We start from the raw sequence: 25,007 nt of genomic DNA on the forward strand, positions 1-25,007 counted from the left end.
CGTGCTTCAGCCGCGAAACCGATACTGCTCCAGCGATTCCGGCTTCATCTCGATCGAGAAGCCGGGCGCCGTCGGCGGCATGTACGCCGCGCCGCGCACGATGCACGGGTCGACGAAATGCTCGTGCAGGTGATCGACGTATTCGGTCACGCGCCCTTCTTTCGTGCCGGAAATGCACACGTAGTCGATCATCGACAAGTGCTGCACGTATTCGCACAGCCCGACGCCGCCCGCATGCGGACACACCGGCAGCCCGTACTTCGCGGCCAGCAGCATCACCGCGAGAATCTCGTTCACGCCGCCGAGCCGGCACGCGTCGATCTGCACGACGTCGATCGCGCCGCGCTCGATGAACTGCTTGAACAGCACGCGGTTCTGGCACATCTCGCCGGTCGCAACCTGCACGGGCGCGATCGCCTCGCGGATCTTGCGATGCCCTTCGACGTCGTCGGGGCTCGTCGGCTCCTCGATGAACCACGGTTTCGCGAACGCCAGCTCGCGCACCCAGTCGATCGCCTCGTCGACTTCCCACACCTGGTTCGCATCGATCATCAGCTTGCGCGCGGGGCCGATCACCTCGCGCGCGATCGTCACGCGGCGGATGTCGTCCTCCAGGTTCGCGCCGACCTTCAGCTTCACATGGTCGAACCCGGCGTCGACCGCCTCGCGGCACAGCCGGCGCAGCTTGTCGTCGCTGTAGCCGAGCCAGCCCGCCGACGTCGTGTAGCACGGGTAGCCGTCGCGCTCGAGCGCCGCGATCCGTGCGGCCTTGCCCGGCGCCTGGCGGTGCAGCAGCGCGAGCGCCTCGTCCTGCGTCAGGCAGTCGGTCAGGTAGCGGAAGTCGATCGCGCGCACGATTTCCTCGGGGCTCATGTCGGCGACGAGCCGCCACAGCGGCTTGCCCGCGGCCTTCGCCCACAGATCCCACACCGCGTTGACGACGGCGCCCGTCGCCAGATGGATCGCGCCCTTGTCGGGGCCGATCCAGCGCAACTGGCTGTCCGACGTCACGTGCCGCCAGAAGCGGCCCATGTCCTCGCGGATCCAGTCGAGGTCGAGGCCGACGACGAGGTGACGCATCGCGTCGATCGCCGCGCAGCAGATTTCGTTGCCGCGCCCGATGGTGAACGTGAGCCCGTGGCCTTCGAGCCCGTCGTGGTCGGTTTCGAGCACGACGTACGCAGCCGAATAATCGGGGTCCGGGTTCATCGCATCGGAGCCGTCGAGCTGGCGCGAGGTCGGGAAGCGCACGTCGAGGACGCGCATCGATCGAATGATAGGCATGGCGAACGATCCGTTAAAGGAAATCAGGCCTGCACGGTGCGCTGGCGCTGCTCGCCGAGCCCGTCGATGCCGAGCGTGATCACCTGCCCGGCGCGCAGATAGACGGGCGGCTTCTGGCCGAGCCCGACACCCGGCGGCGTGCCGGTCGAGATCACGTCGCCCGGCTGCAGGCTCATGAAGCGGCTCAGATAGCTGATCAGGTGCGGCACGCGGAACACCATCGTCGCGGTCGTGCCGTTCTGGTAGCGGTGGCCGTCCACCTCCAGCCACAACCGCAGCGCGTGCGGATCGGGCACTTCGTCGGCCGTCACGAGCCACGGGCCGAGCGGCCCGAACGTGTCGTTGCCCTTGCCCTTGTCCCACGTGCCGCCGCGCTCGAGCTGATATTCGCGCTCCGACACGTCGTTCACCACGCAGTAGCCGGCGACGTGCGACAGCGCGTCGGCTTCGTCGATATAGCGGCCGCCCTGGCCGATCACGACGCCGAGTTCGACTTCCCAGTCGGTCTTCTCCGAGCCGCGCGGAATCTCGACGTCGTCGTTCGGCCCCGAAATCGCGCTCGTCCATTTGCCGAACACGACCGGCTCCTTCGGGACGTCCATGCCCGATTCGGCCGCGTGGTCGGAATAATTCAGCCCAATGCAGATGAACTTGCCGACGCGGCCGACGCATGCGCCGAGCCGCGGCGTGCCTTCGACGCGCGGCAACGACGACGGGTCGATGTCGCGCAGCCGTGCGAGCGACGCGGGCGTCAGCGCGTCGCCGGCGATATCGTCGATCACGCCCGACAGGTCGCGGATCGTTCCCTGCGCGTCGAGCAGGCCCGGTTTCTCATGGTGTTTGTCGCCAAATCTCAGCAGTTTCATGTCGTCTGAACGGAATCGGAAAGTGAATGGGGAGCGCGGTCAGTTTGACCAGCCGCCATCGATCAGGTGAATCGCGCCGGTGGTGAACGACGCTTCGTCGGACGCCAGATACAGCGCGAGCGCGGCGACTTCATCCGCGGTGCCGATACGGCCCATCGGCTGCCGCGCGACGAACGCCTGGCGCACCGTGTCGGTCGACACCTGGCGCGTGCGCGCCTGTTCGGCGATCCGCTGCTCCAGCGACGGCGACTCGATCGTGCCCGGGCAGATCGCGTTGCAACGAATGCCCTGCTCGACGAAATCGGCGGCAACCGACTTGGTCAGGCCGATCACGGCCGCCTTGGTCGTGCCGTAGACGAAGCGGTTCGGCACGCCCTTCACGCTCGACGCGGCCGACGCCATGTTGATGATCGACGCGCCGCCCGCTTCCAGCATCGCCGGCAACAGCGCGCGGATCAGCCGGTACATCGACGTGACGTTCAGGTTCAGCGAGAACGCCCAGGCGGCGTCGTCGCAGTCGAGGATCGAGCCGTGGTGCACGTAGCCGGCGCAGTTGAACAGCACGTCGAACGCGCGCTCCTGCGCGGCGAGTGCCGCGACGTCGCCCGCGTCGGTCACGTCGAGCCGCCGCGTCGCCAGGCGGCCGCCCGCGCGTTCGGCGTCGGCCGCGAGTTGCGCGAGCGCGGCTTCGTTGATGTCGGTCGCCAGCACGTCGGCGCCCTCGCTTGCGAACCGCAGCGCGGTCGCGCGGCCGATACCCTGCCCGGCCGCCGTCACCAGCGCGCGCTTGCCCTGCAATCTCATGAGCACTTCTCCTGTGGAAGTCGGCCGAGCCGATCGATTGGCACAAAGGACTAAAGGTCCAACCAATCATAGGAACAGTTTCGGGGTTTGTCACGAACCCGCGATTCAGTATTTTCCCGAGAGGGAGAATTGGGGCCGAAGGAAGAAAGGCCGGCGGCGAGGCTGCTCTTTTGCGGAGGCCGGCGATCGGCCGCTCGTCGCGCGACGCCAATACCGGCGGGGGTTTGCGGCAATTGCCGAGGCCCGCACCACGCGACGGCGGGGCGAAACTGACAAGAAAGTCATGTTCGCGTCAGGGTTCTAACCGGGTGCGCGCGCGATCATGGTGTTGCCGGACCGCGCTTCCCGGTACACCGCACCCCGCCCGTCAACGATCCCTGACGGGCAGTTCCGTCCCCCGCGGTGTCCACGTGACTGAGCGAGCAGACACGGTGGCGCGGCCCGATGTTTCGCCCCGGACGTTCGCGTCCGGGGCGCTTTTGTCGATGCTTTTTCAAGAAAATGCGCGTCGATTGTTTCTGATTCGGCAAAAGGTAATTTGAGCCAGACAGGATGTTTTTTCCGGTCACAGACGCTTACATTTACCGCACCACTCATGGAAACCGCTACGGATGCGCCCGCGGGTAGTGACATCCACTGCCACGGCCGACCGCACGAGTTTTAGGAAACGGCAAAATGAAGGCCTCGAAATCCCTGCCTGCGCTCGATCCCGCCGACGTCTTCGTCGAAATTCTCGAACGTTCCGATACGCTGCTCGTCGTCCGCTGGGTCGAACCCGGCCGCTGTCATTACGGCGAACAGCGCTGGCGCCGCCGCTTCGCGCAGCGCACCGGCACCTGCGCACTGTCGCGCCAGGTCATCCAGCGCGGCGACGAAGTATTCCGCCCGGCCGAGCGCCCGGCCCCCGCGAACGCGGCCGCGATGATCTCCGCCGCGGAAGTACTGGCGCTGGCGGGCAGCCGCTAAGGTCCGCCCGCCGCGTGCGAGGGCTGGCTGCGTGATGCCAACGCCCGCCCCTGGAAGCGCGCGTCTAATTTCCCCGCTTGCCTACCCCGCTCGCGCGGACTATCGTTACATTATTCAATGTAACGATTACGCGTCGTGGCGCACCGGCCACGCCGATGGAGGCAGACATGCATGCATGGAGCGCGCGCCACGTCCCGGCGCAAGGCGGCAAGGTCGCGGTCGTGACCGGCGCCAACAGCGGCCTCGGCTGGCAGATCGCTGAAACGCTGGCCGCCAAGGGCGCGACCGTCGTGATGGGCTGCCGCGATGCCGCGCGCGCCGCACAAGCCGCGGATGCGATCCGGCGGCTTCATCCTGCCGCACGGGTCGAAGTCGATCCGCTCGACCTCGCCGATCTCGCGTCGATCCGGCGCTTCGCCGCCGACATCTCCGCGCGCCACGGCCGCGTCGACATCCTCTGCAACAACGCCGGCGTGATGTTCCTGCCGCTGCGGCACACGCACGACGGCTTCGAGATGCAGTTCGGCACCAACCACCTCGGCCATTTCGCGCTGACCGGCCATCTGCTGCCGGCGCTGTCCGCCGCACCGCGGGCGCGCGTCGTGACGATGTCGAGCGGCTTCAACCGCGGCGGCCGGATCCGCGTCGACGACCTGCGGGCCGAGCATCGCTACAACCGTTATCTCGCCTACTGCGACAGCAAGCTCGCGAACCTCGTGTTCGCGATCGAGCTGCAGCGCCGCTTCCAGCGCGCGGCGTTCGCGGGAATCAGCGTCGCCGCGCATCCCGGCTACGCGGCAACCAACCTGCAGTTCGCGGGCCCCGCGATGGACAGTTCGCCCACCCGCGCCGCGCTGATGCGCGCGGCGAACCGTTATCTCGCGCAACCGGCCGATCAGGGCGCGTTGCCCGCGATCCACGCGGCGACGTCGCCCGAGCTCGCCGGCGGCGCGTACATCGGACCGTCCGGCTGGTTCGAGTCGCGCGGCCTGCCGGCGCCCGCGAGCGTGCCGCGCGCGGCGCGCTTGTGGGAAGCGTCGGAGGCCGCGACGGGCGTGCGCTTCCTGAGCGCGGGCGCACCGGCTGGCCGGCCGCCGGGCAAGCCGTTCGATACGACGGCCGAGGTGCGCTGACACGCGCGTCGCTATCGGCTATTCTTCACACTTATTACACTTACGGAAATGAAAGGCCGATGAAAGCCTGATTCGACGCGCCACTGTTACCAACCAGGAAACAATTTATCGTCAAAATCAGCGTTTACCCTGAACCACCCGGTGACTAAGATTTAGTCAATCGCTGAAGACATGGTGTCGACGGCGAAGCCAATAAAACACCGGAGGTCATCATGAAGTCGCTCGTTTCCGCAGTCGTTGCCGCTGTCGCCCTGTCCGCTTCGTTCAGCGCTTTCGCACAAAGCACCGTGACGCGCGCACAAGTGCGCAACGAACTCGTCCAGCTCGAACAAGCCGGCTACAAGCCGGGCGTGTCGAGCCCGTACTACCCGAACGACATCCAGTCGGCGGAAGCGCGTGTTCATGGTGCCGATGCCAGCGGCTACGGCGCGCAACCGGCTCCGGTCGTCCACTCGGGCGCCCCTGCCGCAGCGTCGTCGAACGCTCGCGACTCGGTCTTCTTCGGCCAGTAAGCCGACGCGCCCCCGGCGGGCGCACCGCGCACCGCACATCGCGCGATGAAGCTGGATCCGGACGAGCCCGTCTTGCGGGCTCGTCTTTTTTTGTGAAACGCATACCTCCGCCGCCCGGCAGCGGGTGGCTTCGCCCGGGCGCGTGGCGTCCGGGCGCTTTTTCCACGGCGAGGTAGGCATCACGAAGCGGTATGCGCCGATCAGCGCGCCGCGGCTGCCGCAGGCACCGTCCGCGACAGCACGCGCCACCGCGACAGCAGTTCGTCGCGATCGACGTAACATCCCTGCAGATGCCGGCGGCCCGTCGACGGATCGAACTCGGTGCGCGCGTGCAGCACGCGCCGGTTGTCGAACGCCCACATGTCGCCGGCCCGCAGCCGACGCTGCACGCGAAAGCGCGGCTCGCGCGCGAGCGCGAGAAAGCGCCGGTAAGCACGATAGACAGCCGCCACCGCATCGGCCGGCGCATCGAGCGGCCCGCGCAGGAAATTCGCGACGCGCACCTCGGTCACGTTGCCGCGCGCATCGAGGCCGATCACCGGCGCCGAACAGCGGTAGTCACTGTCCGCACTCTTGTTCCAGAACTCGAACGGTGTCGACGCAAGGTGCCCGAAATCGGTCGGATATTCGCGCCGCAGCGCATCCGCGAGCGCGAAGCCGTCGAGGAAGACGCTGTCTCCGCCCGTCGCGTCGTTCGCGAGGCAATGCAGGAACTGCACGCCCGGCTGCAATTCGCGCGTCGGCAGGTCGGTGTGCGGCGGCAGGTTGAGCGACGTATAGGCGTTACTGTCCGGTCGCGGCTTCGATTCGACGTCGAACAGCACGCCGAAATTGCTTTCGCGAATCAGGCCGATTCGACGCGCGACCTGGTCGACCCGGCCGCGTTCGGCCGGCACACCCTCGACGAGCGTCAGCCCCGTGCGCTGCAACGCGGCGAGCCACGCGCGCAACGCGCCGTCGTCCTCCATCACGTCACGCCATGCGAACACGCCGATCGCCGTCGCGTCGTCGCCGGTCCACATGTGCCGCCCGTGCGCGGCCTGACGCTCCGCGCGCGACGCATCGTCGTACGCATGCGCGCGCAACCATCCCGGCGACCAGGTGCTGCGATGCCCGTCGTTCCACTCGACGTGCAGCGCGCCGTCGGTTTCGACCTGCACGACGCGCGCCGACAGATCCTCGCGCGCGTCGGCGATCTCGAACACCTGTTCGCGCGTGACCGCATGCACGCACGCGGAACACGCGCAGTTGTCGCGCAACCAGTCGAAGTGAAACGGCGATCGTCGCGTGTCGCTCCACTCGACGTCCACCGCGCCATCGCCGATCGTCGCCGCCGCGATGGCCGCGTCGACGGAAAAAGTCCGCCAGTCCTCGATACGGTGTTGCGCTGCCTGCATCGTTGCCTCCCGGAAACGCCCGCTACGCATGTGGTGCGAGCAGAAACTCGCCGACCATCCGGTGCATCCGCGCCGCCTGCGGGCTCGTTCCGAGCGCGCGCCAGCAGCCGTGCACCAGCCCCTTCCCCATCCAGTAACGCGCGGCGCCGCCGGCCGCGCGAATCCGTTCGACGTATACACGCGCATCGTCGCGCAGCGGATCGTGTTCCGCGCCGATCGCAAGCACCGGCGGCAGCCCGTCGAAACGCGACGCCGCGAGCGGCACCGACGCACGCAACAGCGGATCGTCATCGCCCGGCGCAACGTGTTGTTCCGCGCCCCAGTACATCGCGCGATAACGATGGACGTCGTCGAGCGTCAGCATCGGCGCGTGCGCTTGCGTTTCGCGTGCCGGCGATTGCGGTTCGATGCCGAGCATCGGATACACGAGTGCGATCCCGTCGACGCCGCCTTCGCCTGCATCGCGCAGCGCGGTGGCGACGGCGGCCGCGAGATTACCGCCCGCGCTGTCGCCCGCGAGCGTCAGCGGTCGCGCGCACGAGCCGAACGACCAGCACGCATCGCGCGCGGCGCGCGTGACGGCCAGGCAATCCTCGAGCGCGGCCGGCGCGCGATGCTCGGGCGCGAGCCGGTAATCGACCGCGATCACGGCCAGCCCCGTGTCGGCCGCCAGTTGCGCGGTGATCAGCGCGTGACTGTCGAGCGAGCCGACGACGAAGCCGCCGCCATGAAAAAACAGCACGGTGCCGCGCGGTTCGCCGTGTGCCCTCGCGTAGCGCCGCAGCGCGATCGCGTGTCCGTGCGGTGCGTGCCACACCGCATCGTGCTGCACGATGCCGGGCGGCAGTTCGGCCGGCGTCCATGCGGCCGCGAAACGATCGTAGAGGCGGCGTTGCTCGTCAGGCGAGCGCGCCGCCGCGCCGGCCGGATACGCCGCGTCGACAGCCGATACGAACGCCGCGATTTCCGGTTCGAGCATCGTGCGCGCCCCGTCGCCGCCGGCGCTAGCGGCGCGGCGGCAGGCCGATCACGCGGCCCGCATACGCGGGCGCCGCGCAATCGCGCTGCAACGCATGCAGTTCGGCCACGCGCGCGGCGACGTCGTCGTCGAACGGCGCCGATTTCGCGCCGCCGCGCGTGTCGACGTGCAGCAGCATCTGCTCGCTCGCCGACACCGCGCCGTCGTGCCCGTCCGCGAACAGTTCGAGATACAGGTGCAGCCGCTTCGCGTCGTGCGCGAACACCCGCGCATCGACACGCACGCGCGTGCCTTCCTTGATCTCCTGCAGATAGTTCACGTGCGCTTCGAGCGTATAGACCGAGCGGCCCCGCTCGCGACGCGCGGCGTCGTCGAGACCGATGCGCTCCAGCAGCGCATCGGTCGCGAAACTGAAGATCAGCAGATAGAACGCGTCGCGCAGATGGCCGTTGTAGTCGACCCACTCGGGCCGCACGACGTCGCGGTATATCGTCAGCGGGGTATCGCCGGTCATGTTCATTCAGTCCTCGAATCGCATTCCGTGCCGCGTCTTCACCGCGGCGATCGCCTTCAGCACCTCGGTAATGCACTCGTCGCGATAGCGTTCGAGCGCCTTGATGCTGCGCGTGCCCTGCTGTTCGCTCGTGCCTTCGACGACGCTGTCGATCAGTTCGTCGGTCAGCGTCGGCGCGACCAGCTTCGTCCATGGCAGTTCGAGCGCGGGGCCGAACTGCTGCATGAAGTGTCGCATGCCCGCGTCGCCGCCGGCCAGCGTATAGGTCAGGAACGTGCCCATGAACGACCAGCGGATGCCCGCGCCGAAGCGGATCGCATCGTCGATCTCGCCGGTCGTCGCGACGCCTTCGTTGACGAGATGCAGCGCCTCGCGCCACAACGCCTCGAGCAGCCGGTCCGCGATGAAGCCCGGCACTTCCTTGCGCACGTGCAGCGGCCGCATGCCGAGCTTGCGATAGATCGCCATCGCCGCTTCGACCGCTTCCGGCGACGTGCGCACGCCGCCGAGCACCTCGACGAGCGGCAGCAGGTAGACCGGATTGAACGGGTGGCCGACCACGCAGCGCTCAGGATGCGTCGCACGTGCGTAGAAGTCGGTCGGCAGCAGCCCCGACGTCGACGATGCGATGATCGCGTCGGGCTTCGCCGCGCGGCTGATCTGTTCGTGCAGTTCGAGTTTCAGCGCCTCGCGCTCGGGCGCGCTTTCCTGGATGAAGTCCGCGGCGGCGACGCAGGCCTCGATCGTCGCCGCAAAGCGCAGCCGCGCGGGATCCGCGCCCGGCGCGAGGCCGACGCGTTCGAGCGCGGGCCATGCATTCGCGACGCTCGCGTGCAGCCGCTCTTGCGCGCCCGGCGCCGGGTCCCACACGACCACGTCGAGACCGTGCGCGAGCGCACGGCAAATCCATCCGCCGCCGATCACGCCGGTGCCGATCGCGGCGAACGTCTTGATGTCGGTCTTCACAGCCATGTCCACGCATCCTTCAAATCGAGGGGAATCGGACGGCGGCCGCCCTCGTGCGTGCCGCCGCAATGCATCACTGAATCAGCCGTCGACGCTCACGCGAATTCGGTCGCCGCGCGGCGTTCGAGCGGACGCTCGCCGCGCGCCGGCAGGCCGAGCTTGCGACGTCCTTCGGCCGGCGTCAGCACGCGGCCGCCGAGCCGCTCGATGATTTCCCGCGCGCGCTCGACGAGCGTGCCGTTGGTCGCATGCACGCCGCGATCGAGCCAGATGTTGTCTTCGAGGCCGACGCGCACGTGACCGCCGAGCAGCATCGCCTGCGCGACCATCGGCATCTGCATGCGGCCGATCCCGAAGCCGGCCCAGTGCGCGCCCGGCGGCAGGTGGTCGACCATCGCCTTCATCGTGCCGGTGTCGGCCGGTGCGCCCCACGGAATGCCGAGGCACAGCTGGAACAGCGGCGGATCGTCGAGCAGCCCTTCCTTCAGCAATTGCTTCGCGAACCACAGATGGCCCGTATCGAAGATTTCCAGCTCCGGCTTCACGCCGAGTTCCTGGATGCGCTTGGCACCCGCGCGCAGCTGCGCGGGCGTCGACACGTAGATATAGTCGCCGTCGCCGAAATTCAGCGTGCCGCAATCCAGCGTGCAGATTTCCGGCAGCAGTTCCTCGACGTGCGCGAGGCGCGTGAGGCCGCCGACGAGGTCGGTCCCCTTGCCGAAGCGCATCGGATCCTCACCAGGCCCGATTTCCAGATCGCCGCCCATGCCGGCCGTCAGATTGATGATCACGTCGACGTCGGCCGAGCGGATCCGGTCGACCACTTCGCGGTACAGGTTCGGATCGCGGCTGCCGCGGCCCGTCTGCGGATCGCGGACATGGCAGTGCGCAACCGTCGCGCCGGCCTTCGCGGCTTCGATCGCGGCGGACGCGATTTCCTTCGGCGTGACCGGAATCGCCGGATGCTTGCCGACCGTATCGCCTGCGCCGGTGACCGCGCAGGTGATGATGACTTCGTGGTTCATGCTGACTACCCTCGCTTGATTCGGATTGTGTCGTACTGCAGATGATTCGTCGCTGCGCGCCGCACGCATCGGCGCGCGGGCCGTTACAGACCGAGATAGGCCTTCACGGCAGGCAGGCCGTCCTTGCCGTCGAACGTCTTGACGCCGGCGAGCCACGCATCGAGCACCTGCGGATTCTTCTTCAGATACGCCTTCGCGGCGTCGGCCGGCTTCGTCTTGTTCATCACCGACTGCATCAGCTGGTTCTCGAGCTGCGTCGAGAAGCGCAGGTTCTCGACGAGCTTGCCCGCGTTCGGGCAGCGCGAGATGAAGTCGGGCGCCGTCAGCGTGTACACGCGCGCTTCGCCATAGTTCGGGCCGAACGACGCATCGCCGCCGGACAGGTAGTTCATGCTGATCTGAATGTTCATCGGATGCGGCTCCCAGCCGAGGAAGACAACCCACTTCTTCTCGCGGATCGCGCGCTCGACCGTCACGAGCATCCCCGCCTCGCTAGATTCGACCAGCTTGAAGCCGCCGAGGCCGTACTGGTTCGTGTCGATCATCTTCTGGATCGTCGCGTTCGCGCTGCTGCCCGGCTCGATCCCGTAGATCTTGCCGTCGAGCTCGGCGCGGTGCTTCGCGATGTCCTCGAAGGTCTTCAGGCCGGCCTGGTATGCATAGCTCGGCACCGCGAGCGTCGCCTTCGCGCCCGACAGGTTCGGCGGCTCGACCACGTTGATCGACTTGCTGTCGAGGAACGGCTGAAGCTGCTTTTGCTGCACCGGCCACCAGTAGCCGAGCGACACGTCGAGCTGCTTGCTCTTCAGGCCGGCGAACGAGATCGGCACCGATGCAATCGTCGTCGTCGGCTTGTAGCCGAGCCCCTCGAACACCGTCGACGCGAGCGCCGTCGTGGACGTGATGTCGGTCCAGCCGATATCCGCGAAGCGTACGTTGCGGCAGGTCGCGGCATCCGTTTCTGCCTGCGCCGCGGTCGCGAACGCGCCGGTCGCCAGCATGGCCGCGACGAACGCGGCGATCTTTGTCGACTTCATGGTTTCTCCCTCCCGATTGGACCGATGTCCGACGGGTTCGCGGTGTGCGTCCCGGCCTGCATCGTGGGAGTAAAAGTAACGAGCCATATTGGTCGCGAAAAGACCGGCGGCGACCTGTTCTTGACCGTTTGCGACTATGAGTGGAAACCACTATGCGCGGGGCGTGGCTTGTGCCGCCGGGGTTTCGGGCGAATCACGGCGAACGGGGGTTTGTCCGGATGCGGCGTGGAGCCGGGCGTTGGCGGCGGCGCTCGGGCCGCGTAATGGGATTTCCGCCCGTGCGGGCAGGACCCGCCTCCGCCAAGCGTTATCGCGGCACTTCGACGTAGGTTTCCCGGCAGATCTCGCGCAATGCCTGAACCAGCAGATCCCGCGTCGGCGCATGCGATTCGCCGGCGCGGGTGAACAGCGCGATGGGCGGCAGCGTCCAGACCAGCGAGTAAGGCACGATCGCGACGCCGGCGATACGCACCATTTCTTCCGCGATATCGGCCGGCACGATCGACACCGCGTCGTCGCTCGACGCGATCATCTCGCCGATCAGCTTCGACGAGTAGCTTTCGACGATCGGCACGGGCGGCGCGATGCCCGCCGACAGGAACAGGTCGGTCACCTGCTCCCGCATCGGCGTATGCGGTGCGCCGAGAATCCAGTCCAGCGCGTGCAGCTTCTGCCAGTCGAGCCTCGTGCGGGCCAGTTTCGCGGCCAGGCGCCGGCTCGCGATCATCCGCGGCTGCTGCTGATACAGCACTTCAAAGGACACCTGCCCCAGATCGATCGCCGACGACGCCCGCCCGATCACGAGGTCGACGCTGTGGTCCTTGAGCTGCAGCAGCAACTGGTCGCTGGTGCCTTCGTGGATCGTCACGGTCAGGCGCCGTTCCATCCGGGATTGCAGACGCTTGAGCGCGGCCGACAGCATCTGTCCCGAAATAAACGGAATCACGCCGATATGCAGGTGCGCCGCATGGCCGGCCGCGACCGCCTCCATCTCGCGGGCGAGATGGTCGAGATCCTTCAGCATCGCGCGGGCCCGCTCGAGCACGACCGAACCGAGCGCGGTCGGGCGCATCCCGCGCGACGTGCGCTCGAACAGCGGCGTGCCGAACATGCTTTCCAGCTCGGACAGCGCGTTGGTCACGGCCGGCTGGCTGCTGGCCATGTGCTCGGCGACGCGCGTCAGCGACCCGTGCTGCTGGATCTGCAGCAACAGCATCAGGTGCCGCATCTTCAGGCGCGCGCCCAGCCGCCGGACCACGTCGTTTGCGTCGAATGTCATCGCCGGCCACGGACCCATCATGAAAAAGTGATGGACCGATATTAAAACAGAATCATCTCCTTATGGCCGGCCCCTAGAATCGTCCCTGGATCGCGTCGGGACTGGCCTGGCGCGCACGCCCGGACCAAAAAACATGAAACAGACAGAGACCCAGCAGCAGGCCGCGTACGACTATCACGAGTTTCCGACCCCGGGGAAGGTCTCGGTCGTCGCCAGCAAGCCGCTCGTGACGCAGCGCGATCTCGCGCTCGCCTACACGCCCGGCGTCGCCAGCGTGTGCGAGGCGATCGCCGCCGATCCGCTGCAGGCGCGCCGCTTCACGAGCCGCGGGAATCTGGTGGGCGTGATCACCAACGGCACCGCCGTGCTGGGTCTGGGCAACATCGGCGCGCTCGCTTCGAAGCCGGTCATGGAAGGCAAGGCCGTGCTGTTCAAGAAGTTCGCCGGCATCGACGTGTTCGACATCGAGATCAACGAGACCGACCCGGACAAGCTCGTCGACATCATCGCGGGCCTGGAGCCCACGTTCGGCGGGATCAACCTCGAGGACATCAAGGCGCCGGAGTGCTTCACGGTCGAGCGCAAGCTGCGCGAGCGCATGAAGATCCCCGTCTTCCACGACGACCAGCATGGCACCGCCATCACCGTCGCCGCCGCGTTCATCAACGGGCTGAAGGTGGTCGGGAAGTCGATCAAGGAAGTGAAGGTCGTCACGTCGGGCGCCGGCGCCGCCGCGCTCGCGTGCCTGGACCTGCTGGTCGATCTCGGGCTGCCGGTCGCGAACATCTGGGCGACCGATATCGAAGGCGTCGTCTATCGCGGCCGTACCACGCTGATGGATCCGGCCAAGGAACGCTTCGCGCAGGAAACCGACGCGCGCACGCTGGCCGACGTGATCGGCGGCGCCGACGTGTTCCTCGGGCTGTCGGTCGGCGGCATCCTGAGCGCGGACATGCTGAAGGCGATGGCCGCGCGTCCGCTGATTCTCGCGCTGGCCAATCCGACGCCGGAAATCTTCCCGGAACTGGCGCATGCCACGCGCGACGATGTCGTGATCGCCACCGGCCGCTCGGATTTCCCGAACCAGGTCAACAACGTGCTGTGCTTCCCGTACATTTTCCGCGGCGCACTGGATGTGGGCGCAACAACCATCACCCGTGAAATGGAAATTGCCGCGGTTCACGCGATCGCCGGCCTCGCGCAGGAAGAGCAGAACGACATCGTCGCGGCGGCCTACGGCGGCGACGAAGTGTCGTTCGGTCCGCAATACCTGATTCCGAAGCCGTTCGATCCGCGCCTGATCGTGCGTATCGCGCCGGCCGTCGCCAAGGCGGCGATCGAAGGCGGCGTGGCGACGCGCCCGCTCGAGGATCTCGACGCGTACGTCGAGCAGCTGCAGCAGTTCGTCTACCACTCGGGCGCGTTCATGAAGCCGCTGTTCGCGACCGCCCGCCAGTTCGTGCGTGACGGCGGCAAGGCACGCATCGTGTTCACCGAAGGCGAGGACGAGCGCGTGCTGCGCGCGGTGCAGGTCATCGTCGACGAGAAGCTCGCGCGGCCGATCCTCGTCGGCCGTCCGGAGGTGCTGCTCGCGCGTATCGAGCGGTTCGGCCTGCGCCTGCGGCTCGGTCAGGACGTCGAAGTGACCAATCCGGAATATGATGAGCGCTTCCCGCAATACTGGACGACGTACTGGGAACTGCGCTGCCGCGACGGCATTTCGAAGGAAATGGCGCGCGTCGAAATGCGGCGTCGCCTGACGCTGATCGGCGCGATGATGGTGCGGCTCGGCGATGCGGACGGGATGATCTGCGGGACGGTCGGTGAATATCACAATCACCTGCGGTTCGTGGACGAAGTGATCGGCAGGAAGCCCGATGCGTCGACCTACGCGGCGATGAATATCCTGCTGCTCAATCAGCGGACGGTCGCGCTGGTGGATACGCACGTCAACGACAACCCCGATGCGGAGCAGATCGCGGAATTCACGATCGCCGCGGCACGGCAGATGGAGTGGCTGAATCTGACGCCGAAGGCTGCGCTGCTGTCGCGGTCGAACTTCGGCTCGGGGAGCGCGGCTTCGGGCGTGAAGATGCGGCAGGCGCTGGAGATCATTCGCGCGCAGGCGCCGGATATCGAGGCCGATGGCGAGATGCATGGCGACTGCGCGCTCGATGAAGGGCTGCGGGCGCGGCTGCTGCCGATGTCGCCGCTGAAGGGCGCGGCGAACCTGCTCGTGTGTCCGAACGTCGATGCGGGGAATATTGCCTATAACCTGCTCAAGACCGAAGCCGGCAGCAACGTTGCCGTGGGACCGTTCCTGCTCGGGGTCAATGCACCGGTGAACATTCTCACTTCGAGTGCGACGGTGCGGCGGATCGTGAACATGACGGCGTTGACGGTGATCGAGGCGAATCGGAACGTGGCGGCGTGATTGCTGTTGATGCAATCGCTTGACGCGGGTCGGCTGCGGCCGACCCCGTTGAGCAGCGGGCGGGAAATCGTCGCCATTATCAAACCAATAGCGATAACCAAATAGATAAACCCCGCCTCTTTTATCAGGCAATCGGACAACAAAACACATCCCGAAATAGAAATTTCGTAAAAGTACGAAATTCATTTTTCCACCTCGACAAACTCAACCCATCCATATAGATTCATCCCGCATACCCGGCAGGCACCAGCAGCCGCCTGAATGTCGGCCGTCCGATCGTCGAAATAGATGAACTGGACGATGTCATTGCGCTCAACGCCGTAAGCACCCTGCAGTGGATGCCTGTATTACAAGACGGCGAGATCCTGGGCGCGGCCCACGGCCACTGCGGCAGCTTCAGATACAGTCGCACATTGCACGACTTTCTGACTCACCTGTCGGCCGGGCAGCAAGTGGACATAGCAGGTTTATCAAGTGGGAAAGACACGCTGCTTAACAATGATTTGCTGAGCGTAGCCGAATCGCTGGCACGTTAGGGGGCACTTTGATGTGCATCAGGGGTCGATGGGCGTTCGTCTTCATCTGCATCTCCCTGTCGTTTGGCAGCTTCGCGGATGAAGCAGCTCAAGTGAACTTTGCACTGAGGCTGGCTGACGATACTGCATCGGTATCGATATTGCTTGCCGCCGGTCTCATCGGCGGCATTCTATCCGGCCCGATCGCCCCCATGATCCTCCAGCGGATCGGGCCTCGTAAAACGATTCCCGCGGTATTTCTCCTTCAGGCGCTTCTGATCGCTGCGGCGTCCCTGGCCAATCAGTTCTGGAGCTACATCGTCGTGTCAATGGCGCTCGGATCCACGGGGTCTCTTCTGTGGGCAGCAATCATGGTGGCTATTCCGGGCTATACAAACGACGAGCGGTACATCGATCGCGTCAATCGGATTACGCAATCGGTGCGGAACATGGGTTATGTGGGCGGCCCCGCTCTCGGCGGCGTGCTGTATGGGATGGTCGAGCGCTCACGGGGGCTGTTGCTGCTGGCTTTGCTGGTGTTGGTCGCCGCTCCGGTCACTTCGTTATGTTTCAAGGCGCTGGATTCCGTCAGTCTGAAATCCGGTCAAGCCTCCCCGCAAGCCAAGCAGAAAGGAAGACTCGACCTGCTCGGTCTCTTTCGCACGGCCGGCGTGATCCGTGCGGTCGCTCCGCTGTTGATGACTGTCGTGCTCACATCGACGCTCAATGTGCTCCTGATATTTCGAGTGCGTACTGAGCTGCAATTCAGTGCAGAAATCTATGGATTCGTGATCAGCGCATTGAGTGTGGGCCTGATCGTCGGTCCCGTGCTATTTGCGGGCCTGTTTGCGAGACGCGGTGATGCCGCCGGTGCCTCCATCGCCGCCAGCATCATCGGCGCCGGCATTTTATGGCTCGCATTGAGTGACGCAGCGTGGACCATGATGTGCGCCACGTTTCTGATCGGGTCGGCAAACGGCATCCAGAATGCACTCACGGCGAGTTTCATGATGAAGACAATCGATCCGCAGCGGCGTGTCAACCTGATGCCGGCCTACATATTTTGCATCCAGACTTCGGTGTTTCTCGGCTTTCTGAGCGCCGGTATGATCAGTACGGCACACGTGAGCATGGCTCTCATGATTGTGGGAGTCGCAACGGCGATTATCGGCGCATGCGGCATCGCGTTGAATGTCAAGAACCGACCAAACATGGTTACAAAAAGAGCCTGACGATGGAAAACATTGGGCGCTTCGGATCGAAGCCAGACGATACGAAATCGATCACACTGCAAGCCCCTTTGGATCGCATCGTGACATCGGGTATCGCAGATCTCAGAATCAGTCACTACTACTTCGACGAGCCGCTATTCGACGAGTACGAATTGACGACCGTCCGTGCGACGTGGGATTTAGCCGCCGTGGAGTCCATTGTCCGCGATGGGCACTGTGGTTATCGAGCTCAAAGGCGTCGGCGGTACAGGCGGCGCATTTGATCGCGTCGAAGGCATCGACGTCTTCGCCACATGCGCCGCCATGTACGTTCACACCGAACCGATGCGCTACAGCACCCGCTCCAACGCACTCCCAAACCGCGCGACCGCGGCATCGACATCATGCAGTTTGTCGAGCCCGAACAAGCCGATACGGAAGGTCTTGAAATCCGCGGGCTCGTCGCATTGAAGCGGCACGCCGGCCGCGATCTGCACACCGACATCGGCGAATTTCTTGCCGGAGCGGATGTCGTCATCGTCCGTGTAGCTGACCACGACGCCCGGTGCCTCAAAGCCTTCGGCGGCAACGCTCCTGAACCCCTTTTCGGCCAGCAACGCACGAATCCGCGTGCCGAGTTCGAGCTGCTCCGCCCTCACCTTGTCGAAGCCGTACGCTTCGGTCTCCTTGATGACGTCGCGCAGCGTCGCGAGGCTGTCCGTAGGCATCGTCGCGTGATACGCAAACCCGCCGTTCTCGTAGGCTTCCAAGATCTGCAGCCACTTGCGCAGATCGCACGCAAAACTGGTGCTGGTCGTCGCATCGATGCGCTCGCGAGCGAGCGGGCCGAGCATGACCAGCGCGCAACCCGGCGACGCGCTCCAGCCCTTTTGCGGCGCGCTGATCAACACATCGACGCCGCTCTTCTCCATGTCGACCCAGATCGTGCCGGACGCGATGCAATCCAGTACGAACATGCCGCCGACCGCATGCACGGCGTCGGCCACGGCGCGCAGATACGCATCAGGCAACATCATCCCGGATGCGGTTTCGACGTGCGCGGCGAAGACCAGATCCGGTTTGTGCTCGCGAATCGTCGCGACGACTTCGTCGATCGGAGCCGGTGCAAACGCCGCTTGCCTGCCCGCTTCGACGGGGCGCGCTTTCAGCACGATCGACTCGGACGGAATGCCGCCCATGTCGAAAATCTGCGACCAGCGGTAACTGAACCAGCCGTTGCGGATGACCACACACTTCTTGTTCGTCGCGAACTGCCGGGCCACGGCCTCCATGCCGAACGTCCCGCTGCCGGGGACGATGACGGCCGCCTTCGCGTTGTAGACTTTCTTCAGCGCGGTGGAAATATCGCGCATCACGCCCTGGAAGCGCTGCGACATGTGATTGATCGACCGGTCGGTGTACACCACCGAATATTCGAGGAGCCCGTCGCGGTCGACATCGGGAAGTAATCCTGGCACGTTCGCCTCCGGTAAAGGATGAGCCATGGGGTGAGAGCGAGCGGTATTCGTGACGCGATGCCTCCACGCCTGTGCAAATCCGCGTTTTTGATTCGACGACGACCGATTCTAACGAAAGCCGTCGGATATCGAAACGCAACATCGTGAAACCGCGCTTGCTCTCCGATGACACGGGAACATAATCTTCAATGGCACAGGCGGAGATGGCGAACGATTCCGCCGGGGTTTCCTGACACGCCACGATGAACATGAAAAGCCGTGCCCGCCCACATACGGTCCAATCGACTCGCAAGCCCGCTGCCGGCCCACTCCGGTGGGTCACCGGCCTCGCCGCGGTGCGTGGCTATCAATTGCCGTGGCTGCCGCACGATCTGCTTGCCGGCATCACGCTCAGCGCCGTTCTCGTGCCTGCCGGCATGGCGTACGCGAACGCAGCCGGCCTGCCCACCGTCAGCGGCCTCTATGCATCGTTCGCCGCGATGCTGGCGTATGCGCTTTTCGGCCCGAGCCGCATCCTCGTTCTCGGCCCCGACTCCGCGCTGGTCGCATTGATCGCCGCAAGCATCGTGCCGCTTGCCCACGGCGATTCCACGCGCGCGCTGGCCCTTGCCGGGGCACTTGCGATATTCACGGGCGCGATCTGCGTCGCGGTCGGGGCGCTCAGGCTCGGCTTCGTCACCGAGCTTCTGTCGCTGCCCATCCGGCACGGTTTCCTGAACGGCATCATGCTGACGATCAGCATCGGACAGTTGCCGAAGCTGCTGGGATTCAAGGGCCATGGCGAATCGTTCGTCGAGCAGGTGCGCGACCTGGTCGAAGGCATCGCGGCATCGAGGGTCAACGCGACATCGTTCGCGCTTGGCGTCGCCGCGCTCGTCTTGATACTCGTCTTCAAACGGCTCTGGCCGAAAGCGCCGGGCGTGCTGCTCGCCGTGGCGGGCGCGACGGTGGTGGTGATGTGGTTCGATCTGTCCCGGCGCGCGGGCGTCGCGACCGTCGGCACAGTCCCGCCAGGCCTGCCGGTGCCGCGCATCCCGAACGTGACGCTCGACGACTGGCTGCATCTCGCGGGCAGCGCCGCGGCGATCGCGCTCGTTTCGTTCACGGATATCAGCGTGCTGTCACGTACCTATGAATTGCGCAACGACACCAGCGTGGACCGGAATCACGAATGCGTCGCGCTCGGGCTGTCGAACATCGCCGCCGGTCTGGTGCAAGGGTTCGCGGTGAGCGCGAGCGGCTCGCGCACCCCGGTCGCGGAAGCGGCGGGCGCAAAGACGCAGGCGACGGGCGTGGTGGCGGCCGCCGTCGTCGCCGCGCTGCTCCTGTTCGCGCCACGCGCGCTTTCGCACACGCCGCAATCCGCGCTGGCTGCCATCGTGATTGCCGCATGCGTGAACATGATCGAGGTGCGGGGCGTCGTGCGGCTTTATCGTCTGCGCAAGAGCGAGTTCGTGCTGGCGGTGGTGTGTTTCGTCGGCGTTGTAATCCTTGGTGTCGTGAACGGCATTGCAGTGGCGCTGCTGCTCACCGTGCTGTCGTTCCTATGGCGTGCGTGGCGGCCTTACGACGCCGTGCTCGGGCGGGTCGACGGCATGAAGGGCTATCACGACGTGTCGCGCCATCCGGAAGCGCGGCGCGTGCCCGGACTCGTGCTGCTGCGCTGGGATGCGCCGCTTTTTTTCGCGAACGGAGAGATCTTTCGTGAGCGCGTGCTGCGCGCCGTCGACGAGTCGCCCCAGCCGGCGCGCTGGATCGTCATCGCGGCGGAGCCCGTGACCGATATCGACCTGACCGCCGCCGATGTACTCGAACGGCTGCATGGCGAACTGGCGGCGCGGCAGGTCAAGCTGGTCTTCGCGGAGCTGAAAGGCCCAGTAAAAGACAGTCTCAAGCATTACGGGATGTTTGGCACGTTCGGCGAAAGCAACTTCTTTCCGACTGTTGGGGAGGCGGTAAGCGGCTATCTGAAGACGCATCGGGTCGAGTGGCACGATTGGGAAGACGAAGCATCGGGTTGAAAACGGATCGCTCGGATCAATGCATGCGTGATGGCCGGAGAGCCGTATCTCGGTCTCCGCCAGTGACAGCAAGCGCTTAAAACGCAAAAGGGACGGTTCAGTGTGGGAACTCGCGTGCGCTGCGCGCGATCGTCTCAACTGGAGTGCGCACGACGGGAAGCGTCGGCAGTCCCGCCGCTGCGGTGTAGTCTGATAGTCAGGTGCCACATCGGAGGCAGTATGGAACGGGAGTTGAAGCTACGAGTTTCGGTCAAGGATCTCGACAAGTTGCGCCGCGCGCCATTGCTCGCGCAATCCAGCGGCGCCCACGCGCCTCAACTGCTGAAGAGCACTTACTTCGATACATCCGCGCTGGCATTTCACGGATGCGGGGCTTCCCTGCGGGTACGCGCGGTCGGCAACGATCGAATCCAGACGTTGAAGCTGGAAGGATCAGTGCAGGCCGGCTTGTTCGACAGGGACGAGTTCGAGACGCCGGTCGACGGCGACCTCCCCGATCTGGCGCGACTGCGGGATCGACTGCCCGCCGACAGCGACTGCGGCAGGCTGGTTCGCGACGTGGCCACGGCGGCCCCGCTCCAGCCCGTATTCGTCACGCGCATCAAGCGTTCGGCTTTACCGCTGCGCTTGCCGTCCGGCGCTGAAGTCGAGGTTGCGCTCGACAAGGGGACCGTGGAGGCGGAGTCGAATTCGGTCCCGCTCGCCGCGGTCGAACTGGAGCTGAAACGGGGCCGGCCTGAAAGCCTGTACGGCATCGCACTGCAATTGCTGGAAATCGTGCCGTTGCGCATCGATCACGAGAGCAAGGCCGATCTCGGCTACGGGCTGCTGGTTGCCGAGCACCGCCCTCCTGTCAAGGCGCAACCATTACAACTGAAGAAACGCGATTCGATCGAAGACGCCTTCTGCCAAATCGCGCGCAACTGTCTGGATCAGGTCCACGCCAACGAGCGTGGCGTCGAGTCCGGCCACGATCCGTCGAGCGTCCATCAGATGCGTGTGGGGCTTCGTCGTTTGCGCTCCGCGCTCGACCTGTTCGCGAAAGTGATTCCCGCATATCCCGGCCTCGACGACGAGCTGCGCTGGATCGCCGCCGAGCTCGGCGCCGCGCGTGACTGGGAGGTGCTGGCGGGAACGACGCTCGCCCATGCCGGTACGAACGGCGTTCCTGATGAGATGCATGCGGTGCGCGAAGCGTGCGAGCACATCGCCGTCGAGAACCGGCAGCGCGCGGCCGCGGCAGTCGGGTCGGTTCGCTACACGCGGCTCGCGTTGCAGCTCGCGTCATGGTTGAGCCGAAAGGGCTGGCGAGAGGAGATGTCCGACGAACAGCGCGGTGCGATCATGCAGCCTGCACAGCCGTTCGCCGCCGATGTACTGCGTCGTCGGCACAGGAAACTGACCAAGCGCGGCAAGCGGCTGGCCGATCTGGACGATCACCGCCGCCACCGTGCCCGCATCGCGGCGAAGAAGGTCCGATACGCGACCGAATTCTTCGCGTCGCTGTGCCGCAAGCGCGCCGTCCGCTCGTATGTCGATGCGCTGACCGCGCTTCAGGACGATCTGGGCTGGCGTAACGATGCCGTCGTCGCGGACAAGCTTCTGACGGCGCTGCCTGATACGTCGCCTGACGCCGCGCCGGGCGCGGGCTTCGCGCGAGGCTTTCTGGCCGCGCGCGCCGCGGCAGATCATCAGACCTTGAAGAAGCTGTGGAGCCGCTTCAAACGTCTGCCGCCACCGCACTGAATCGGCACGACGCCATCGCCACGCACAATCAGTACCGTTCGGACACCTCGTCGATCCCGCGCTCCCGCAGCGCGCGAACCAACCCGGCACGCACCGTCGCGACGTCGGAAAACGCCGGCCGTCGATGCGCGGCGACTTCGGCCGCCGTATAAGGCTTGAAATCGCGCGGCAGCGCGTCGCGGTTCATCGTCGTGAGCACCCAGTTGAGCACGTCGGCGAGATCCTGGTCCGATAGCGCCGAATTCGACGCACCCGGCACGCGCATCACGTACTCGCGCCCCGCCGGCAGATGCGTGAAATAACCGAGCGAGTTCGCAAGCGGCGGCACCTTGCCCGGAATGCCGCCGCCCGTGGCCGTGTGGCAGCCCATGCAATTGAGCACCCAGTGCTGTCGCGCGAGCGTCGCGTCGGCCGCGCCGTCGGCATGGGCGGGTATGGCAATCGCACACGCGGTGGCAGCCACCGCCAGCAACGAAAACAAACGGCGTGCGATAAACGCCCCGGTCCGCCACGCCGCCGCACGCTGGCCGCCGCGCACCAACCCGCCACGCCGCCGAATGCACTGGGCATTCACAGCCCCAGCCCCTTCGTCACGACCGCACGTTGCGCGTGAACGGCCGTGCCGTCCATCTCCTTCGCGCGCGCCGCGCGAATGTCGGCCGCGGTGAACGGCTTCGCGTCGCCGTGCTGGTCGTTGAGATCGAACACGACGTAGTTGAGCACGTTCGCGATGTCGTCATCGCTCGCGCTCGCGAACGACGGCATCTTGAAGTTGTAGCGCTTGTCGTGCACCTTGATCTCGCCGAACATCCCGTGCAACAGCGTCGCGACGAGTTGCGCGCGGCCCGCGTCGGCCGTCGCGTACTTGCCCGGATACTCGGTCAGCGGCGGCGCGAGGCCGTCCTGTCCCTTGCCGCCGGCCTGGTGGCACACCGCACACTGCGCGTCGAACAGGCTCTTGCCCGCCGGGTAATGGACGGTCTGCTGCGCACCGGAAAAACCGGGCAACGCAACACCCGCGACAGCCGCCGCGCACGCAACAACGATCTTTCCAGCTTGCATCACTTTCATTGTTTTGCTGCCCCCAGCAGGACCGAAACCGAACAGTGGTAATTCGAATTGCCGTTCGCCATGCACCAGTTGATGTCGTTGTTCAGCGACAGCTTGTACAACGGCTTCTCGCGCTCGTTGCGGTTGCAGAAGCACTTGCCGCACGACGTCTTGCCGCAGCAGTCGTTGTACGACACGATGTAGTCCGAACCATCGTGCGGATTGCGGCACGTGCCGATCCACGTGATCGGCGACGGCGTCGTGCCCGGCGGGCAGCTGCTCGACGTGCCGCCGCAGCAGCTGCACAGCCAGCCGTCGATCGCGCAGTACTTCCAGTAATCGCAGCTCGTCGGATCGTCGCTCGCACCCGACGCAGCGGCACCGGAAGCCGCCGACGCGCCCGACGCCGCGTCGGCCGCATACGCGGTGCGATCGACCGGCAGCAGCGGCAGCATCGCCGAGCCCACCAGCACCTTGCCGAGCCTCGCCATCGCGCTGCGCCGCGAACTATGCTGCGCGACGCCGCGCGCCGACCGTTCGAACCATGAATCAAACAGGCGCATGGGTTGTTCTCCGTTGACGTTGAAAGAGGGTCGGCCGATCACGCGTGTTGCGCGTGCTCTTCGTGACCGCCGTGATCGTGATCGCCATGGACGAACTGCTGCAGCGATGCGACGCCCCGCTCCTTCGCTTCGAACAGGCTCTCGAGATGCTCGCGCGTGTTGACGAGCCCCTTCGCACGCACGGTGCCGGTGTCGTCGAGCAGCACCGCGTACGGCAGCTTGCCGATCTGATACGCGAGGCCCAGCTCCTGCGACAGCACGTAAGGGAAGCGCGCGAGGTCGTGCTTCCGCGCGAAGCGCGTGTGTTCGGCGAGCTCGCCGTCGCTCGCGAGCACGATGTTCACCGGCGTCGATTCGCTCGCCTGCAGCGACGGCAACAGCGGCAGCAGCTTCTTGCAGACCGGGCACGTCGGCGACAGGAAGAACAGCAACGTCGCCTTGCCCGCCGCGTCGATGCCACCCACCTTGATCCGCGAACCGCGAATATCGGCCAGCTCGAACGTCGGCGCGATCGCGCCGACCGCCGGGCCCTTGTCGATCATCAATGCGCCGGCCGGCATGATGCGTTCGTACAGGATGCCGATCTGACGCACGAGCGCGAGGCAGATCGCGCCGAGCGCGAGGACGGCGATCCACAACAACGCGGTGGAAACGGTGAGAGCGGTTTGCATCATGAATTCCTCAGATGTGAAAGGCGCGGGAGGTTGGCGAGCAGCACGTCGATGGTGAGCAGCGCGCAGACGATCAGCAGCACGGAAGAGAACAGCGTCAGGTAGTCGAACCACACGACCGCGCGGCCGCCCGGCTCGACGAGCGCGGTCGCGGCCAGCGCGACGAGCAGCAGCACGCGCGCGACATGCAGCCAGCCGATGCCGCGTGGCGCATCCGCGCGCGCGGCGGCAAAGCCGGAACACCCGCAGTCGATGTCGGTGTGGCCGCGCACGATGTTGATCGTCATGCCGGCCGCGAACACGAGCAGCAACGCGATCAAGCCGAGCGCGCCGGCCATGCGCGTATCGGGAAACAGCAGCGCCGCGGCGCAGGCGGCTTCCGCGAGCGGAATCGCGAACGCGGCGGGCGCGGTGAGCGCATCGGGCAGCAGGCGATAGCCGGCGAGCGCTTGCCGGAACGCCGCGGGCCGGCGCATCTTCGCGAAGGCGCCGAGCAGCACGACGACGGCCGCGTCGGCTTGCGCGCTGGTGGCGATTACGGGATCGAGCGTCATCG

General features: G+C 65.8%; 23 protein-coding genes and 1 pseudogene. 8 read left to right on the forward strand and 16 right to left on the reverse strand.

All coding sequences use genetic code 11. From position 1 onward, the window contains the following. Window positions 1-6: 6 nt before the first annotated feature. From SB786_RS09750 to SB786_RS09760, 3 genes are read right to left on the reverse strand one after another with little or no spacing between them, the layout of a single operon-like run. Window positions 7-1,284, reverse strand: a complete 1,278-nt coding sequence (locus SB786_RS09750; RefSeq protein WP_410727275.1) for an L-fuconate dehydratase — start codon at window positions 1,282-1,284, stop codon at window positions 7-9. Between the two features lie 23 nt (window positions 1,285-1,307). Further along, entirely contained in the window at window positions 1,308-2,150 is an 843-nt protein-coding gene (locus tag SB786_RS09755; protein WP_006749504.1) for an ureidoglycolate lyase, read from the reverse strand. A 39-nt stretch (window positions 2,151-2,189) separates the two neighbouring features. Next, window positions 2,190-2,954, reverse strand: coding sequence for an SDR family oxidoreductase (locus SB786_RS09760; RefSeq protein WP_410727276.1), 765 nt, complete (start codon window positions 2,952-2,954; stop codon window positions 2,190-2,192). Between the two features lie 675 nt (window positions 2,955-3,629). Between SB786_RS09760 and SB786_RS09765 the strand changes: the two genes are divergently transcribed. The 3 genes from SB786_RS09765 (at window position 3,630) to SB786_RS09775 (ending at window position 5,565) form a co-directional block, all read left to right on the forward strand. After that, on the forward strand, window positions 3,630-3,920 hold the full coding sequence (locus SB786_RS09765) for a DUF3331 domain-containing protein (RefSeq protein ID WP_410727277.1): 291 nt from the start codon (window positions 3,630-3,632) through the stop codon (window positions 3,918-3,920). Window positions 3,921-4,087: 167 nt separating this feature from the next. Next, entirely contained in the window at window positions 4,088-5,053 is a 966-nt protein-coding gene (locus tag SB786_RS09770) for an oxidoreductase (RefSeq protein WP_410727278.1), read from the forward strand. A 212-nt stretch (window positions 5,054-5,265) separates the two neighbouring features. After that, complete coding sequence (locus tag SB786_RS09775) at window positions 5,266-5,565, forward strand: DUF4148 domain-containing protein (protein ID WP_410727279.1); 300 nt, start codon at window positions 5,266-5,268, stop codon at window positions 5,563-5,565. Between the two features lie 200 nt (window positions 5,566-5,765). Here SB786_RS09775 and SB786_RS09780 read toward each other — a convergent pair whose 3' ends face one another. The 7 genes from SB786_RS09780 to SB786_RS09810 form a co-directional block, all read right to left on the reverse strand. Then, on the reverse strand, window positions 5,766-6,962 hold the full coding sequence (locus SB786_RS09780) for a TauD/TfdA family dioxygenase (RefSeq protein WP_410727280.1): 1,197 nt from the start codon (window positions 6,960-6,962) through the stop codon (window positions 5,766-5,768). A 22-nt stretch (window positions 6,963-6,984) separates the two neighbouring features. Further along, on the reverse strand, window positions 6,985-7,941 hold the full coding sequence (locus SB786_RS09785; protein WP_410727281.1) for an alpha/beta hydrolase: 957 nt from the start codon (window positions 7,939-7,941) through the stop codon (window positions 6,985-6,987). Window positions 7,942-7,966: 25 nt separating this feature from the next. Then, window positions 7,967-8,455 carry a thioesterase family protein gene (locus SB786_RS09790; RefSeq protein ID WP_126225925.1) on the reverse strand — a complete coding sequence of 163 codons (489 nt, stop codon included), beginning with the start codon at window positions 8,453-8,455 and terminating at the stop codon, window positions 7,967-7,969. A gap of 6 nt (window positions 8,456-8,461) precedes the next feature. Continuing rightward, window positions 8,462-9,427 (reverse strand): L-carnitine dehydrogenase, encoded by a 966-nt coding sequence (locus SB786_RS09795; RefSeq protein WP_410727282.1) that lies wholly within the window; start codon window positions 9,425-9,427, stop codon window positions 8,462-8,464. An 89-nt stretch (window positions 9,428-9,516) separates the two neighbouring features. After that, window positions 9,517-10,446 (reverse strand): 3-keto-5-aminohexanoate cleavage protein, encoded by a 930-nt coding sequence (locus tag SB786_RS09800; RefSeq protein WP_410727283.1) that lies wholly within the window; start codon window positions 10,444-10,446, stop codon window positions 9,517-9,519. An 83-nt stretch (window positions 10,447-10,529) separates the two neighbouring features. Beyond that, window positions 10,530-11,483 (reverse strand): choline ABC transporter substrate-binding protein, encoded by a 954-nt coding sequence (locus tag SB786_RS09805; RefSeq protein ID WP_410727284.1) that lies wholly within the window; start codon window positions 11,481-11,483, stop codon window positions 10,530-10,532. A gap of 307 nt (window positions 11,484-11,790) precedes the next feature. Further along, window positions 11,791-12,762 carry a LysR substrate-binding domain-containing protein gene (locus tag SB786_RS09810; protein WP_410727286.1) on the reverse strand — a complete coding sequence of 324 codons (972 nt, stop codon included), beginning with the start codon at window positions 12,760-12,762 and terminating at the stop codon, window positions 11,791-11,793. Between the two features lie 133 nt (window positions 12,763-12,895). On the opposite strand from SB786_RS09810, the gene SB786_RS09815 reads away from it, so the two are divergent. The 3 genes and pseudogenes from SB786_RS09815 to SB786_RS09825 all read left to right on the forward strand — a co-directional run. Then, window positions 12,896-15,196, forward strand: coding sequence for an NADP-dependent malic enzyme (locus tag SB786_RS09815; RefSeq protein WP_410727287.1), 2,301 nt, complete (start codon window positions 12,896-12,898; stop codon window positions 15,194-15,196). A 547-nt stretch (window positions 15,197-15,743) separates the two neighbouring features. Then, on the forward strand, window positions 15,744-16,943 hold the full coding sequence (locus tag SB786_RS09820; protein ID WP_410727288.1) for an MFS transporter: 1,200 nt from the start codon (window positions 15,744-15,746) through the stop codon (window positions 16,941-16,943). Window positions 16,944-16,945: 2 nt separating this feature from the next. Further along, window positions 16,946-17,158: pseudogene (locus SB786_RS09825) on the forward strand (methionine biosynthesis protein MetW); the annotation flags it as partial. Between the two features lie 114 nt (window positions 17,159-17,272). Here the strand turns inward: SB786_RS09825 and SB786_RS09830 are convergent. Beyond that, window positions 17,273-18,400 carry an aminotransferase class V-fold PLP-dependent enzyme gene (locus SB786_RS09830; RefSeq protein WP_410727289.1) on the reverse strand — a complete coding sequence of 376 codons (1,128 nt, stop codon included), beginning with the start codon at window positions 18,398-18,400 and terminating at the stop codon, window positions 17,273-17,275. A 242-nt stretch (window positions 18,401-18,642) separates the two neighbouring features. On the opposite strand from SB786_RS09830, the gene SB786_RS09835 reads away from it, so the two are divergent. Both SB786_RS09835 and SB786_RS09840 read left to right on the forward strand, forming a co-directional pair. Beyond that, entirely contained in the window at window positions 18,643-20,421 is a 1,779-nt protein-coding gene (locus SB786_RS09835; protein WP_410727290.1) for a SulP family inorganic anion transporter, read from the forward strand. A 219-nt stretch (window positions 20,422-20,640) separates the two neighbouring features. After that, a complete protein-coding gene (locus SB786_RS09840) occupies window positions 20,641-22,167 on the forward strand; it encodes a CHAD domain-containing protein (protein WP_410727291.1) in 1,527 nt (508 codons plus the stop codon). 28 nt (window positions 22,168-22,195) lie between these two features. Here the strand turns inward: SB786_RS09840 and SB786_RS09845 are convergent, their stop codons facing one another. From SB786_RS09845 to SB786_RS09865, 5 genes are all read right to left on the reverse strand, one after another. After that, window positions 22,196-22,648: a c-type cytochrome gene (locus SB786_RS09845; RefSeq protein WP_410727292.1), complete on the reverse strand. Its 453-nt coding sequence runs from the start codon at window positions 22,646-22,648 to the stop codon at window positions 22,196-22,198. An 89-nt stretch (window positions 22,649-22,737) separates the two neighbouring features. After that, the gene (locus tag SB786_RS09850) at window positions 22,738-23,238 is read right to left on the reverse strand and encodes a c-type cytochrome (protein WP_410727293.1); all 501 of its coding nucleotides are present in this window, start codon (window positions 23,236-23,238) and stop codon (window positions 22,738-22,740) included. Then, on the reverse strand, window positions 23,235-23,780 hold the full coding sequence (locus SB786_RS09855; RefSeq protein WP_410727294.1) for a methylamine dehydrogenase light chain: 546 nt from the start codon (window positions 23,778-23,780) through the stop codon (window positions 23,235-23,237). Before SB786_RS09855 ends, SB786_RS09850 begins: the two co-directional genes overlap by 4 nt. 38 nt (window positions 23,781-23,818) lie before the next feature. Then, window positions 23,819-24,454, reverse strand: coding sequence for a methylamine dehydrogenase accessory protein MauD (gene mauD, locus SB786_RS09860; protein WP_410727295.1), 636 nt, complete (start codon window positions 24,452-24,454; stop codon window positions 23,819-23,821). After that, the gene (locus SB786_RS09865) at window positions 24,451-25,005 is read right to left on the reverse strand and encodes a MauE/DoxX family redox-associated membrane protein (RefSeq protein ID WP_410727296.1); all 555 of its coding nucleotides are present in this window, start codon (window positions 25,003-25,005) and stop codon (window positions 24,451-24,453) included. The genes mauD and SB786_RS09865 overlap by 4 nt, the downstream gene beginning before the upstream one ends. Between the last annotated feature and the right edge of the window lie 2 nt (window positions 25,006-25,007).

This window comes from Burkholderia sp. SIMBA_062 (genome assembly GCF_046534765.1).
In the GTDB taxonomy this organism is placed as follows: Bacteria; Pseudomonadota; Gammaproteobacteria; order Burkholderiales; family Burkholderiaceae; genus Burkholderia; species Burkholderia ambifaria.